This is a genomic window from Novosphingobium pokkalii, assembly GCF_014652855.1.
Lineage (GTDB): Bacteria > Pseudomonadota > Alphaproteobacteria > Sphingomonadales > Sphingomonadaceae > Novosphingobium > Novosphingobium pokkalii.
The window spans coordinates 79,692-93,741 of sequence record NZ_BMZP01000011.1; the positions used below are offsets into that span (position 1 = coordinate 79,692).

Below are 14,050 nucleotides of genomic sequence, written 5' to 3' on the forward strand. Positions count from 1 at the left end.
CCTCCGCTATCTGGAACACGCCCTCCCCTAACCCCTCCCGCAGGCGGGAGGGGAGGTAAAAGGGTGCCCTGGCTTACGCCGGCACGGTTTCTTCTTCCACCGGCTCCAGCACGATGTGGCCGATCGCGGTGTTCGAGCAGGGGATGTGGTAATGGCGGTGCAGCAGGCGGGTCTTTTCGCCCAGCGCGCCGCGCATGATCAGCCACATGACCATCTCGATCCCTTCCGAGCCGGTTTCGCGCAGGTATTCGATATGCGGAATCCAGCGCGCCGCGTCGGTATCGCCGATCAGCATGTCCAGGAACTTGTTGTCCCACTCACGATTGAGCAGGCCGGCGCGCTTGCCCTGAAGCTGGTGGCTCATGCCGCCGGTGCCCCAGATCTGCACGTTGAGATCTTCGGGGAAGCTTTCCACCGCGCGCTTGATCGCCTCGCCCAGCGCCCAGCAGCGGTTGCCCGAGGGCACCGGATAGGTGACGACGTTGACGGCCAGCGGGATGATCTTGGCCGGCCAGGCTTCGGGCTGGCCGAACATCATCGACAGCGGGACGGTCAGGCCATGGTCGACATCCATCTCGTTGATGATGGTCATGTCGAATTCATCGAGGATCAGGCTCTGCGCAATGTGCCAGGCCAGATCGGGATGGCCTTCCACGTCGGGCACCTGGCGCGGGCCCCAGCCTTCGTCGGCCGGCTTGTAGCTCTCGCCACAGCCGATCGCGAAGGTCGGCACGATCTTCATGTCAAAGGCAGAGGCATGGTCGTTGTAGACCAGGATGATCACATCCGGCTTCTGTTCCTTTTCCCACTGCCGGGTCCATTCATAGCCGGCAAAGATCGGGCCGAAATAATCGTCATTGGATTTGCCCTGGTCCACCGCCACGCCCAGCAGGGGCACGTGGCTGGAACCGACGCCTGCGGTAATGCGCGCCATGTCAGTTGTCCTTCCCGGTTTCCTGCGCGCGCGCGGCGGCGGCGGCCAGGTTTTCCTTGATCGAGCGATTGCCTTCGGGGCTGCGGCCGCCGTCGAGCATCATCTGGCGGTATTCCGGCCAGGTCATGTCGGTCATCGTCGAAACCGCCTCGGCAAAAGGCAGGCCATCGGACGAGAACAGCTTGGACAGGAAATAGACGTTGCCGCCCATGTCGAGCAAGGCGTTGTAATCGCGCGCGAGCAGGGCCTGCTTGGCTTCCTCGCTGATCTTCCATTCGTCGAGATAGGCGCGCTCGTCCGCCTTGAAGCGGGCGCGGTTTTCCGCCTTCATCAGGCTCATCGCGAACTGGTTGATGTGATAGCCCTTGCGCGCGCGGGCTGCCGTGTAGACGCGCGTGCCGGGAATATCGTCGAACTCGGCCAGGTATTCGTGGATGTTGAGCGGCGCCTTGGCCGGCGCTCCCTTGTCAATCGTCACAGGCCCCTCTCCTTCAGCTTTTCGTCCAGGCGCGGGAACACGCGGCGGGCATTGCCCTCGAAGATCGCGTGGCGCTGCTCGGGCGTGATGTTGAGCGCATCGACATAGCGCTTGGTGTCGTCGAAATAGTGCCCGGTCTGGGGATCGATGCCGCGCACCGCGCCGACCATTTCCGATCCGAACAGGATGTTCTTGGTCTCGATCACTTCGGCCAGCAGGTTCACGCCGGGCTGGTGATAGACGCAGGTATCGAAGAACACGTTGTTCATCAGGTGCCCGTCGAGCGCCGGCTTCTTGAGCATGTCGGCCAGGCCCCGATAGCGCCCCCAGTGATAGGGCACTGCCCCGCCACCATGCGGGATGATGAAGCGCAACGTGGGGAAGCGGCTGAACAGATCGCCTTCCAGCAACTGCATGAACGCGATGGAATCGGCGGCGATGTAATAGGCGCCGGTGGCATGCATCGCCGGGTTGCAGCTTCCCGAAACGTGGATCATCGCCGGCACGTCCAGCTCCACCATCTTTTCATAGAAGGGGAACCAGAATTCGTCCGTCAGCGGCGGATGCTTGAAGTGCCCGCCGCCCGGATCGGGGTTGAGGTTGCAGCCGATGAAGCCCAGCTCCGTCACGCAGCGTTCCAGCTCGGCGATCGAGCTGGTCATGTCCGCTTCAGGCGACTGGGGCAGCATGCACACGCCGGCAAAGGTTTCCGGATAGAGCGCCACGACGCGGGCAATCAGGTTGTTGCACGCCTGGGCCCAGGGCACGGCCACGCTCTGGTCGCCCACATGCGGGGCCATGGCGCTGGCGCGGGGGGAAAAGATCGTCATGTCCGCGCCGCGTTCCTTGATCAGGCGAAGCTGGTTGGCCTCGATCGTCTCGCGGATCTCGTCGTCGCTGATCTCGGGATAGGGCGGCGCGGCTTCGCCCGCCTTGAACGCGGCCTTCTGCTGCTCGCGCCAGGCATCATGCGCCTTGGGCAGCACGGTATAATGGCCGTGGCAATCGATGATCATGGTCATTGCGCCAGTTCCTTGGCTTTGATTTCAAAAGGGATCGGGTGGCCGGCCTGTTGGCGCTGGCGCGCCACGGTGCCGTTGGTCATCAGCGGTTCGACGCCGAGCCCGGCGAGAGTCTTGGCCGATTCCTCCATCTCGGCAGCGCGGCGTGCCCCATGCGTCGTCATCCGCTCGATGTTGTAGGCCGCGCGGGTGAACCAGCTTTCGCTCTTTTCGCTGGCATCGAGCGAGGCCAGCACTTCGTCCACCACCCCGGCGCGGGTGGCGGCGAGCATCATTTCGGCAGTCAGCGCTTCCACGCCCTTGACCATGACCGAGCGGATCATCTTGATCGCGCTGGCCCGGCCAACGTCGTCACCGACCACGCGCACATTGGTGAACCCGGCTTCCCGCAGCGCCTCTGCGGCATCCTGCGCGGCCGGGCCGGAGACCAGCAGCGGCACCTTGAGGCGCGCGGGGTTGACCGGAGCGAGCACGGCGACATCGACATAGCGCCCGCCCGCTGCTTCGACCGCCAGCGCGGCAGCGCGCTTGGTATCGGGCGCGACCGAGTTCATGTCGCAGAACAAGGCGCCCGGCGCGAGGCCGGCGGCATGGTCCTGCGCCACGGCCAGCGCGCTGTCGGCCGTCACCAGACTGAGCACCAGCCCGGCGCCACCCAGCACATCGTCGGCCGTGGCGGCCGCCACGACACCGGCTTCTTCCATAACGGCATGACGCGCGGGATCGATGTCGAACGCGCTGGCCGTGGCTTCCCAGCCAGCCGCCTTGGCAAAGGTCGATCCGGCTTCGCCGAACCCGATCAGGGCAAGTGTTCTCTCCATGGCGCACCTGTTGCGACCCTTAAGCAATGCATACAAATGCAAAGAGCGCCAGGGCCATAAGTTTATGCGAAGCCTTCCTCTGCCACCTGTCGCAGCAGCGCCAGGAACGCGGCCTGCGGCGCGGTTGGCCGCCAACCCGCCCGGTGCGTCATGCCGATGGTGCGGCGCACCGGCACCGGCGGGGGGCGCGAAGCCAGCAGGCCGACATCGAGTTCCACCGCCAGTTGCGCCGGGCTGAGCAGGGTGAGCGCGTCGGACCCCACCAGCAATTGCCGCACCGTCAGCACCGAACCACACTCGATGCCCACGTGCGGCGGGGCATGGCCGGTGGCGCTGTGCATCATCGCTTCCCAATAGTGCCGCAACGGCGTGTCACCGCCAGGCAATATCCACGGATAGTGCCGCAGCGCCGCCGGATCGAGCGGCACGCCCGCATCGGCCAGGGGATGCCCGGCGCGCATGACCAGCGCGGGGCGATCCTCGAACGCGGCTTCCTGGACCAGATCATCGAGCATCGCCGTGTCGCGCAGCGCGCCGAGCATGAAATCGATCTCGCCATCGCGCAGCGGGCCGACCAGTTCGGCATGGCTGCCTTCGACCACGGCCACATCCACGCCGGGATGGGCACCGATAAAGCGCAACAGCGTTTCGGGCAGCCAGCGCGCCCGCGACAGCGGCATGGCGCCGATCACCACCCGCCCCGCCGCCTTGCCCTGCCACGCCGCCACTTCAGCCAGGCCAGAGCGCAGTTCGGCCATGGCCAGGCCAAAGCCCCGCGCCCGCCGCGCGCCGGCCGGAGTGAGCAGCACGGTGCGCCCGCGCCGGTCGATCAGCCGCTGCCCCAGCGCCACGCCCAGATCGGCCACGGCACGGTGCAACGAAGCGGCGGATAGCCCGGTATCCTGCGCCGCCCCGGCATAGGAACCGGCGCGCGCCAGGGCGAGGAACGCGCGCAACTGCGTGCCGGTGACGCGCGGCGAGCCGATATGCTCGATCGCCGCTTCGGCGCGCGGGGCCAGCAGCAGGGCCGGTTCGGTCGCAGTCATGCCCCCGGCGCCGCGCTCGAACAGCAGGCAGCCCAGGTCTGCCTCCAGCCGGGCGATGGCTTGGGTCAAGGCGGGCTGGGTCAGGTTGATCGCCCGCGCCGCGCGCGTCACGCTGCCGTGCCGCACGGTGGCGGCGAACGCGGCAAAGTGCCGGATGTTGAGCGCGGGATCGGAACGGTTCATCCATCCACGCTTAGCATTTCCTTATGACACACGCCAAACATTGCATTTGGCGCTGCGCCGCCCCGGTTCCACATGCAGCACATTGCCATGCTTTGTAGGGAGACAAGCGCCATGTCCGGTATCGTCGTGCAGCACATCGAACGGGCCGATCCCGCCGTGATCGACGGCCTGGCCGCCTGCGGCGTCGCCACCGTGCATGAAGCGCAGGGCCGCACCGGCCTGCTCGCCAGCTATATGCGCCCGATCTATCGCGGCGCGCGCATTGCCGGCTCGGCCGTGACGATCAGCGCCCCTCCGGGCGACAACTGGATGGTCCACGTGGCGATCGAACAGCTCAAGGAAGGCGACATTCTGCTGCTCGCCCCAACCTCGCCCTGCGAAGACGGCTATTTCGGCGATCTGCTCGCCACCTCGGCCCAGGCGCGCGGCTGCCGCGGCCTGGTGATCGATGCCGGCGTGCGCGACGTGCGCGACCTGACCGAGATGCAGTTCCCGGTGTGGTCCAAGGCGATCTATGCCCAAGGCACCGTCAAGAACACGCTGGGTAGCGTCAACGTGCCGGTGGTATGCGCCAATTGCGCGGTGAACCCCGGCGACGTGATCGTGGCCGATGACGACGGCGTGGTCGTGGTGCCGCGCGAAAAGGCCGCCGAGGTGCTGAAAGCCGCGCAGGCGCGCGAAGCCAACGAAGGCGAAAAGCGCGAGAAGCTGGCCAATGGCGTGCTCGGGCTGGACATGTACAAGATGCGCGAACGGCTGGAGAAGGAAGGCCTGAAGTACGTTTGAGGTTGGAGCGCACATGAAGCCCCCTCCTCTTCGCAAGGAGGGGGTTGGGGGTGGTGCGAGACCTTGCGCCAGATTTCCACCACCCCCCGACCCCCTCCTCTGAAGAGGAGGGGGAGATGAGCTTCTCCTTCTTCGCCACCTCTCCTTCCTCCCCCGCACCCAAGGAGCAAGACCCATGACCACCGGTATTTCCGCGCCCTGCATGTGGATGCGCGGCGGCACGTCGAAGGGCGGCTATTTCCTGAAAGACGAGTTGCCCGCCGACGTGGCCACGCGCGATGCGTTCCTGCTCTCGGTGATGGGCTCGCCCGATCCGCGCCAGATCGACGGGATGGGCGGCGCCGATCCGTTGACCAGCAAGGTTGCGGTGGTCAGCAAGTCCGCCCGCGAGGGGATCGATGTCGATTACCTGTTCCTCCAGGTCTTCGTCGACCAGGCAATCGTGACCGATGCGCAGAATTGCGGCAATATCCTGGCCGGCGTTGGCCCCTTTGCCATCGAGCGCGGGCTGGTGGCGGCGACCGGTGACGAGACCCGCGTGGCGATCTTCATGGAAAACACCGGGCAAGTGGCCGTGGCCACGGTGCAGACGCCGGGCGGCACCGTGACTTATGCTGGCGATGCCGCGATCGATGGCGTGCCGGGCACCCATGCCCCGGTGCCGCTGGAATTCCGCGACACCGCCGGGTCCTCGTGCGGGGCGCTGCTGCCCAGTGGCAACGCGGTGGACGTGATCCAGGGCGTGGCCGTGACGCTGATCGACAATGGCATGCCCTGCGTGGTGATGAAGGCGCAGGACCTGGGCATCACCGGCTATGAAGACCGCGAGTGGCTGGACAATGCCACCGACCTCAAGGCGCGGATCGAGGCGATCCGGCTGGAAGTCGGCCCGCTGATGAACCTGGGCGACGTGAAGGAAAAGTCCGTGCCCAAGATGATGCTGGTGGCTCCGCCCAAGCATGGCGGCGCGGTAACCGTGCGCAGCTTCATCCCGCATCGCGCCCATGCCACGATCGGCGTGCTCGGCGCGGTTTCGGTGGCGACGGCGTGCCTGCTCGAAGGCTCTCCTGCGGCCGAGGTGGCGCAGGTGAGCGAGGGCGCGCGCAAGACTTTGTCGGTGGAGCACCCGACCGGCGAAATGAGCTGCGTGCTGGAAGTGGATGACAGCGGCGCGGTGAAGACCGCGGCCCTGCTGCGCACCGCGCGCAAGCTGATGGACGGGGTGGTGTTCGGGTAACGCTGCCCCTGGCTTCCGCCCTTCGACAAGCTCAGGGCGAACGGAGTGCGAGATTTTCAGATGGGATGCCGTTCGGGCTGAGGGCGAACGGTGGCGTGAAATTGAATTGAGAGAATGCCGTTCGGGCTGAGCCTGTCGAAGCCCGGGAGCCTGGCACAACAGCAAAAGGCAAGGATGACATGACCGACCGTATCGTTTCCTGGCACGGCAATCCGTCGAAGCCGCGCTACACGCCGCCGGCCGGCGCGATCGACGCGCATTGCCACGTGTTTGGCCCGATGGCGCAGTTTCCATTCAGCGCCAAGGCCAAGTACCTGCCCGAGGATGCCGGGCCGGACATGCTCTTTGCCCTGCGCGATCACCTGGGTTTCGACAAGAACGTGATCGTCCAGGCAAGCTGCCATGGCACCGACAACGCCGCCACGCTCGATGCCATTGCCAAGTCGAACGGCAAGGCGCGCGGCGTGGCCGTGGTCGATCCGGCGATTTCGGAAAGCGAGCTGGCCGCGCTGCACCAAGGCGGCATTCGCGGCATCCGCTTCAATTTCCTCAAGCGCCTGGTGGACGATGCGCCCAAGGACAAGTTCCTCGAGGTGGCCAAGCGCCTGCCCGGGGGCTGGCACGTGGTGATCTATTTCGAGGCGGACATTCTCGAAGAACTGCGCCCGTTCATGGACGCTATCCCCGTGCCTCTGGTGATCGACCACATGGGCCGGCCGGACGTGACCCAGGGACCGGACGGCGCGGACATGAAGGCGTTCCGCCGTTTCCTCGATTCGCGGCCCGACATCTGGTTCAAGGCCACCTGCCCCGACCGGCTCGATCCTTCCGGCGATCCGTGGAACGCCTTTGCCGAGGCCGTGGCGCCGCTGGTGGCCGATTACCAGGACCGCGTGCTGTGGGGCACCGACTGGCCGCACCCCAACATGCAGGATGCCATTCCCGATGACGGGCACCTGGTCGACATGATCCCGCGCATCGCCCCGACGGCAGACTTGCAGCGCAAGCTGCTGATCGACAACCCGACCAGGCTCTATTGGGCGGATTGACCAAAAGGGGGCGATCACCTCGCCCCCTTTTTTTTCATGCTCAGAACGTGTAGCCCACGGTCAGCACCGCCGAGCGTGCCTCACCGGGCACGGCCCAGCCGTTGTTGCGGATCGAGGTGTAGTACTTCTCGTTCGTGAGGTTCTGCACGTTGACCTGCGCGGTGATGCCGTTGTCGAGCTTGTAACCCAGGCTCACGCGGTGGGTGAGATAGGACGGCGCCTTGTACATCGTCGCCCCGGTGGCGTTGGTGAGGTACCAACTGCCCTGGTAGGTCAGGCCATAGCCGGCCTCCAGGCCGAACGGCAGGTGATAGCTGGTATAGAGGCTGCCCGACCAGGTGGGCGTGTTGGTCAGCGGGTTGCCCGCCTGGGTATCGCTGGTGGGGCAGGTCACCGTGCCGCCGGTCGGCAGCGTCTGCGTCGCGCCCAGGTGGGCCTTGCAGTAGTTGGAAATCGACTGCTTGACCACGCTGTCGAGATACATGGCATTGGCAAAGATGGTCCAGGCCGGAGTGATCTTGCCCGAAAGGCCGAGCGACACGCCATCGACCTGGCTGCGCCCGTCGAGCACATTGGTGGTGCCGACCAAGGGATCGTTGGCGGCAACCGGATAGTTGGTGCGCGCGTTGCGGAACACCGAGGCGGTCAGTTGCAGCTTGCCCTGGGCCAGATCGATTTTGCCGCCCAGCTCGAAATTGGTCGCGGTCTGCGGGGCGACGTTGCAGGGATCGCCCAGCAAGGTGGTGCTGGTCACGCCGCAGCCGCTGCGCACGGTGGACGAGGCGGGCGTTTTGCTGTTGCCATAGGCGACATAGAGGCTGGCATTGGCGGCCGGCTTGTAGACCAGGCCGACGCGATAGCTGAACAGGTCGTCGGTGTTGTTCTGCGCCGCGCCGGTGGTGACCGCGCCGCTCACCGCCACCGTATCGGCGCGATAGCGGGCGCGGTTGTTTTCCCAGCGGATGCCGCCGTTCACTTCGAAGCCGCCGCCCAGCTTGATCGCATCGAAGGCATAGAGCGCGATGTTGCGGGTGGAGCCGGTGCCCAGTGCGGTGGTGATGTAGTTGATCGGGCCGGTGTAGACCGGGTTGGGATTGGCGATCGAGATCGGCGTCATCGTGGGCGTGGTGCCATCGGCATTGCGCAACCCGCTGCCCGACGAAACGTCGTAGTCTTCCTGCGAATAGGCCGCGCCCAGGTTAAGCGTGTGCTCCAGCCCCATCGTGGCAAAGCGGGCCGACAGGTCGAACTGATCGTACCAGATCGAGGTGTCGGTCAGGCGGAAGGTGCCGCGCGGGCCGCTGGGGTAGAACGTGCCGGCCGCCTGGGTTGACGAACAGGCCGTCGCCGCGCCGGTGGCATTGGCCACCGTGCCATTGGCCAGGCACCAGGTGCCCTGCGGCGGATCGACATACGTGTCCTGCTTGACCTTCTGATAGCGCGCCAGGTTGCGGATCGAGACAGCATCGGAGAAGCGATGGTCGAGGATCGCGGTGGCCTGATCAATCGTCTGTTCCTGGCGGTCGTAGTTCTTGTAGCCGTAATAGCCGGCATAGCGGGCGCCGGGCAGCAAGCTGCCATAGACCGCGTAATAGGGCACACCATATTGCGGGATGTTCTTGTCCTGCTGGTGCAGATAGAGCAGCGTCAGGCTGGTGTCGCCGGTCAGGCCGAACTTGACCGAGGGCGCCACGCCCCAGCGGCGGTTGTGTTCAAAATCGCGGCCCGGCACGTCGGCGCTGTGGCCCATGGCGTTGAGCCGCACGGCCACGTCATCGCCCAGCTTCCAGTTGCTGTCCACCGTGCCGCGCCAATAGTTGGCCGTGCCCACCCCGCCCTGCACGGTGGTGAGGTTTTCGTCCTTGGGCCGCTTGGTCACCAGATTGATCGTGCCGCTGATCGAGCCCGACCCGCCGAACACCGAGTTGGCGCCATTGGTCACTTCCACCTGTTCGATGTTGAACAAGTCGCTGCGCGAATATTGCGCGCTGTCGCGCACACCGTCGATCTGGATATCGGTGTTGGCGCTTTGCCCGCGCAAGTTGATGCTGTCGCCATAGCCACCGCCACCTTCGCCCGCGCCCAGGGTAATGCCCGGCAGGATCGAGAGCGCATCCTTGAGCGAAAGCAGGTTCTGCGCTTCGAGCACGGCGCGGCCCACCACGGTCACCGTCTGCGGCGTATCGAGCAGCGGGCGGACATACTTGGGCGACTCCGCCCGCTCCACCTTGATCGGTGCTTCGGCAATCGCGGTGTCGGTCACGGTCACGCCGCCCAGCACGGTCTGCGCGCTGTCCTGGGCCTGGGCCGGCACGGCCGCGATCACGCCGATGCACCCGGCGGCCAGGAACGCGGGGCGGGCAAGCGGGCGCGACGCGGCGGCGTGGCGCACCCCTGAACGGCGGGCGAGGGGCCGGGCTGGATTGGGCTGCGACGGGCTGGTCATGGTTGGATTTCCCCTTGTGCGCGGACGGGCCGTGTCGACCCTGTCCGGATGCGCGACGCTTTATTGCGATTGATTTTCATAAGCAACCATGATGATAATGATTCGCATTTATTTGTATTGCCCGGCGATTGGCAGGTGACAGCTGGCGCGAGCCGTGTCAGGCTGAGAGCGCCATGAGCCCAACCCCGCCCCCAAGCGACTCTCCCGAACGCGCCTCTCTGGCGATTGGCCTGCGCCAGGCCAGCACCGAATTGACCCTGTCCACACCGGGGCCGGGCCTGCACGAGTTCACGCGCGAAGCGACGGCCTGGGTGGCCGCGCAAGGCATGGCCAGCGGGCTGCTGACGGTGTTCTGCCGCCACACGTCCGCTTCGCTCTGCATCCAGGAAGATGCGGCACGCGAAGTGCGCGGCGACGTGCTGCGCTGGCTGGACCGGATGGCCCCGGAAAACGCGGGCTATGCCCATGACGATGAGGGGCCGGACGACATGCCCGCCCACCTCAAGAGCATTCTCACCGGGGTTTCGCTGTCGATCCCGCTGCTGGGCGGCAAACTTGCGCTGGGCACGTGGCAGGGGCTCTATCTGTGCGAACACCGCCGCCAGCCCCATCGCCGGCAGGTCGTGCTGCATCTGCTGGGCGCCTGACCATGGCGGCGCCGTTTTCCCTGGCCTTCACGGCCCGGCCCGAGCACATCGACGAGCTGGGCCATGTCAACAACGCCGTCTGGGTGCAGTGGATGGAAGCCATTGCCACCCGCCATTGGGAAGCCGTGGCGCCGGCCGAGCACCAGGCCGCCTATGTCTGGGTCGTGACCCGGCACGAGATCGACTATCGCGGCAACGTGCGCGAGGGCGAGAGCGTGACGGCCACCACCTTCATCCCCGATCCGCCCCATGGCGCGCGGTTCGACCGCCGCGTGGATTTCGCCGACGCGACGGGCAAAGTGATCGTCAGCGCCCGCACAACCTGGGCCTTGATCGACAAGGCCAGCGGGCGGCTGGCCCGCATTCCGGCAGACGTGGCTGCGCCGTTCTGGGATGGAGCTGCGGCTTAGGTTGCTGCCCTGGTGCAGTGATTGGGGTGCGGCTGAAAGTGGTGGGAAGCGGCCTTTGCTCAAACCACTGAGCGGGGCCCCGCGTCAAGCCCGGGGCGACGTTAAAACATTAAGATAAAAAGCTTTTCCCGTCGCGTCGGACTTGATCCGGGGTCCAGGCTTCCACCTCGTGCAGGGATCGAGGGCATTGCCGGCCTTCAAGCTGCCCCCCCCCGATCACGTCCGGGGCGCCGCCTTGGCGGCTTGAGCACCATGCGATCGCCCGCTCAGATCACCTGGCGCATGCGATCGGCGGCATTGCGCGCGAGCAGGGCGCAGGCTTCCTGTGGGGGCAAGGCCGGCCAGAACAGGTGGCCCTGCACCAGTTCGCAGCCGGCGGCGTGCACCAGGCGGCGTTGCAGTTCGGTTTCCACGCCTTCGGCCACCACTTTCATGCGCAGCGTCTGCCCGAGGGCGACGATCGCCCCCAGGATCGATTGCGCATCGTGGTCGGTCTCGATGTTCTGCACGAACGAGCGATCGATCTTGATGCGGTCGAACTGGAACGAGCGCAGATAGCTGAGCGAGGAATAGCCGATTCCGAAATCGTCGAGCGCGATGCGGAAGCCCATGCCCTGCAACGTGCGCAGCGACTGCGCAACATGCTCGCTGCGGTCGAGCATCACCCCTTCGGTCACTTCCAGGATCACCCGGCGCGGAGAAATGCCGGTTTCCTCCACCAGCGCCTGGATCGTTTCGACAAAGCCCTGCGCCATGATCTGGATCGGCGAGAGGTTGATCGAAATGTCGCAGGCGGGCCAATCGCGGCACTGCGTGAAGACGCGGCGCAGCATCCATGTGCCCAGCGGCACCATCAGCCCGGATTGCTCGGCAATCGGCACGAACACGCCCGGCCCGATGTCGCCGCGTTCGGGATGCGGCCAGCGCAGCAAGGCCTCGAACCCTTCGATCTGCCAGGTGGACAGGTCCACGATCGGCTGGAAATGGGCCTGCAATTCGTCGTTCGCGATCGCCCGGCGCAGTTCCAGTTCCAGTTCGCGTGCCAGCCGTTCGGTGGCATCCATGCCGTTGGTATAGCAGCGATAGCGGGCGCGCCCGCCCTGCTTGGCGCGGTAGAGCGCAATGTCGGCGCGGCGCAGCAGTTCGGCCGCATCCTCGGTCTGGCCCGGCCCCCAACTGATCCCGCAGGAACAGGTCACGCCCAGGCTGTGCCCGGAAATGATGAACGGCTCGGCCATCAGGCCCACCACCTGCCGCCCCAGCGCGTTGGCGGCGCCCAGCCCACCGGTGGTGCGGCGCAGGACGACGAATTCGTCCCCGCCGAAGCGGGCGATCAGGTCGGTCTGGAGCAGCCCGTCGCGCAGGCGCCGCGCCACCTGGGTGACCAGTTCGTCGCCCACGTGGTGACCCATGGTGTCGTTCACGGTCTTGAACGCATCGAGATCGATGTAAGCGACGAACACGTCACCCTGCCCGCCCTGCGCGCGCTGCCGGATCGCGCACGCCAGTTCCTCGCGCAGTCGCTCGGCAAAGTGGAGGCGATTGGCCAGGCCCGACATCGGATCGTGCAGCGCGTTGTGCTGCGCCTGGGCCTCGCTGAGTTGCAGGTGCTGCGTGGTCTCGCGCATGCGCCGTACGATCATCACGCCCCCGGCCAGAACCGCCAGGAACAGGAAGATCCAGGTGGCCAGCAGGGGCGCCGTGCCGCGCCAGATGGTCGGCCCCGGCAATTGCGGTGTCCACACGAAATAGCCGACTCGCGAACCGTCGGCGCTGAAACGCGGCAGGACATTGAGCGAGATGCCCGGCGGCACGCTGCGCACGAAGCGGAAATCGGGCAGCAGGAGATCGGCGCCGAGCGCGCGCATGACCGCTGCATCGATCACGCGCGTGGTGACGAGATAGCGCGGCTCGGCCGTGAGCAGGGCATAGTCGCGATCGGGCACAATCGCGGCCACGGTCAACAGCATGGGCCTGCCGTCTTTCCACACCAGCGTCGACGCCCAGCGCGAGAGTGGCGCGCCGCGCCGATCTTCTGGCCACAGCGTGTCACCAAGCCGGGCGAAGCGCGCCACCGTGCCATAGACCCGGGCATTGCTGCGGGCCTTGGCCAAAGTGGCTTCCACCTGCCAGCGCGCCTGCGCATAGGGATAGTCCGGCGCGGGACGCCCCTCCTTCCACGCGCGCACCAGGGTTCCGTCGTGATCAACCAGCATGGTTTCGGCAGCGCCCTGGTTGGTCCACGGGAACATGCCGAGTTCGCGATCCATCCACGCGATATCGTTGTCGAGCACGGCGTGGCGCATCGAATCGTCCCACACCAGTTGCCCGGTCTGACCGATGATGACCGTGCGCACCCGGGTATCGAGATAGCGCGCCACCATCTCGCGCTCGTCCTTGCGCGTAAATGCATCGGCAACGTGGATGGAATGATTGAGAGCCGCCATCAGGGCGCCCGACAGGGCCAGCAGCGCCGCGAAGGTGGCACCGACAATCCAGCCTGTGCGCTGTTCCTCGCTCAACCTACCTGTCCCCCGGCCCCGTGAAGCTGGCACGGCCCGCACCAACCTATTAGGAAGCGTGGAGGAATATTACCAAGAAATGGTTAGCAAGGCCGCAGCCGGCACAAATTCGCGACAGCCGTCATCCTGTCTCTTTGGGAACCAGCACCCCGATCCGTCGTTAAGCCGGCATACAAGGATGCCAATCCGCGCCACCGTGAAACACGGGGCGCCCCGTTCCAGGAGCCTCCCATGCTGTTGACCATCGCTCTCGTGCTGCTCGTGCTGTGGGCGCTGGGTGTGTTCGCCTTCAAGGTGACCGCCGGCGTCATCCACATTCTGCTGGTCCTTGCCATCATCGTGGGTCTGGTGCAGCTCTTCACCGGTCGTCGAACCGTCTGACCGGACACGCCGCGCCCAAAAGTTTGGTCCACGGCGTGAAACCTTCCCTTTTTGCCGCCCACAAGCGGCCTTGCCATCGCGCTTTCCT

At 66.0% G+C, this 14,050-nt stretch carries 13 protein-coding genes; 6 read left to right on the top strand and 7 right to left on the bottom strand.

The genetic code is table 11. The features are described 5' to 3' along the window. Positions 1-73: 73 nt before the first annotated feature. The 5 genes from IE191_RS12805 to ligR form a co-directional block, all read right to left on the bottom strand. Positions 74-934, bottom strand: a complete 861-nt coding sequence (locus tag IE191_RS12805) for a class III extradiol dioxygenase subunit beta (protein ID WP_191324758.1) — start codon at positions 932-934, stop codon at positions 74-76. A gap of 1 nt (position 935) precedes the next feature. Continuing rightward, a complete protein-coding gene (ligA, locus tag IE191_RS12810; RefSeq protein WP_229815335.1) occupies positions 936-1,412 on the bottom strand; it encodes a protocatechuate 4,5-dioxygenase subunit alpha in 477 nt (158 codons plus the stop codon). After that, positions 1,409-2,434, bottom strand: a complete 1,026-nt coding sequence (locus IE191_RS12815) for an amidohydrolase family protein (RefSeq protein ID WP_191324759.1) — start codon at positions 2,432-2,434, stop codon at positions 1,409-1,411. The genes ligA and IE191_RS12815 overlap by 4 nt, the downstream gene beginning before the upstream one ends. Beyond that, complete coding sequence (locus IE191_RS12820; protein WP_191324760.1) at positions 2,431-3,255, bottom strand: NAD(P)-dependent oxidoreductase; 825 nt, start codon at positions 3,253-3,255, stop codon at positions 2,431-2,433. Before IE191_RS12820 ends, IE191_RS12815 begins: the two co-directional genes overlap by 4 nt. A gap of 62 nt (positions 3,256-3,317) precedes the next feature. Then, a complete protein-coding gene (gene ligR, locus IE191_RS12825; RefSeq protein WP_191324761.1) occupies positions 3,318-4,484 on the bottom strand; it encodes an aromatic metabolism transcription factor LigR in 1,167 nt (388 codons plus the stop codon). 111 nt (positions 4,485-4,595) lie between these two features. On the opposite strand from ligR, the gene ligK reads away from it, so the two are divergent. The 3 genes from ligK to IE191_RS12840 all read left to right on the top strand — a co-directional run bounded on the left by ligK (position 4,596) and on the right by IE191_RS12840 (position 7,556). Next, positions 4,596-5,270: a 4-carboxy-4-hydroxy-2-oxoadipate aldolase/oxaloacetate decarboxylase gene (gene ligK, locus IE191_RS12830; RefSeq protein ID WP_191324762.1), complete on the top strand. Its 675-nt coding sequence runs from the start codon at positions 4,596-4,598 to the stop codon at positions 5,268-5,270. 175 nt (positions 5,271-5,445) lie between these two features. Continuing rightward, positions 5,446-6,507, top strand: a complete 1,062-nt coding sequence (locus IE191_RS12835) for a 4-oxalomesaconate tautomerase (RefSeq protein ID WP_191324763.1) — start codon at positions 5,446-5,448, stop codon at positions 6,505-6,507. 179 nt (positions 6,508-6,686) lie between these two features. Next, on the top strand, positions 6,687-7,556 hold the full coding sequence (locus tag IE191_RS12840) for an amidohydrolase family protein (protein ID WP_191324764.1): 870 nt from the start codon (positions 6,687-6,689) through the stop codon (positions 7,554-7,556). Positions 7,557-7,596: 40 nt separating this feature from the next. On the opposite strand, the gene IE191_RS12845 is transcribed toward IE191_RS12840, so the two are convergent. Then, the gene (locus IE191_RS12845; RefSeq protein ID WP_191324765.1) at positions 7,597-10,002 is read right to left on the bottom strand and encodes a TonB-dependent receptor; all 2,406 of its coding nucleotides are present in this window, start codon (positions 10,000-10,002) and stop codon (positions 7,597-7,599) included. A 230-nt stretch (positions 10,003-10,232) separates the two neighbouring features. Here IE191_RS12845 and IE191_RS12850 point away from each other — a divergent pair, with 230 nt between their 5' ends. After that, positions 10,233-10,649, top strand: a complete 417-nt coding sequence (locus IE191_RS12850; RefSeq protein ID WP_191324822.1) for a secondary thiamine-phosphate synthase enzyme YjbQ — start codon at positions 10,233-10,235, stop codon at positions 10,647-10,649. Positions 10,650-10,651: 2 nt separating this feature from the next. Next, complete coding sequence (locus IE191_RS12855; protein WP_191324766.1) at positions 10,652-11,059, top strand: acyl-CoA thioesterase; 408 nt, start codon at positions 10,652-10,654, stop codon at positions 11,057-11,059. A gap of 266 nt (positions 11,060-11,325) precedes the next feature. On the opposite strand, the gene IE191_RS12860 is transcribed toward IE191_RS12855, so the two are convergent. Next, positions 11,326-13,581 carry a putative bifunctional diguanylate cyclase/phosphodiesterase gene (locus IE191_RS12860; protein WP_229815336.1) on the bottom strand — a complete coding sequence of 752 codons (2,256 nt, stop codon included), beginning with the start codon at positions 13,579-13,581 and terminating at the stop codon, positions 11,326-11,328. A 231-nt stretch (positions 13,582-13,812) separates the two neighbouring features. Here IE191_RS12860 and IE191_RS12865 point away from each other — a divergent pair, with 231 nt between their 5' ends. Beyond that, the gene (locus tag IE191_RS12865) at positions 13,813-13,962 is read left to right on the top strand and encodes a lmo0937 family membrane protein (RefSeq protein WP_168556836.1); all 150 of its coding nucleotides are present in this window, start codon (positions 13,813-13,815) and stop codon (positions 13,960-13,962) included. Positions 13,963-14,050 lie beyond the last annotated feature (88 nt).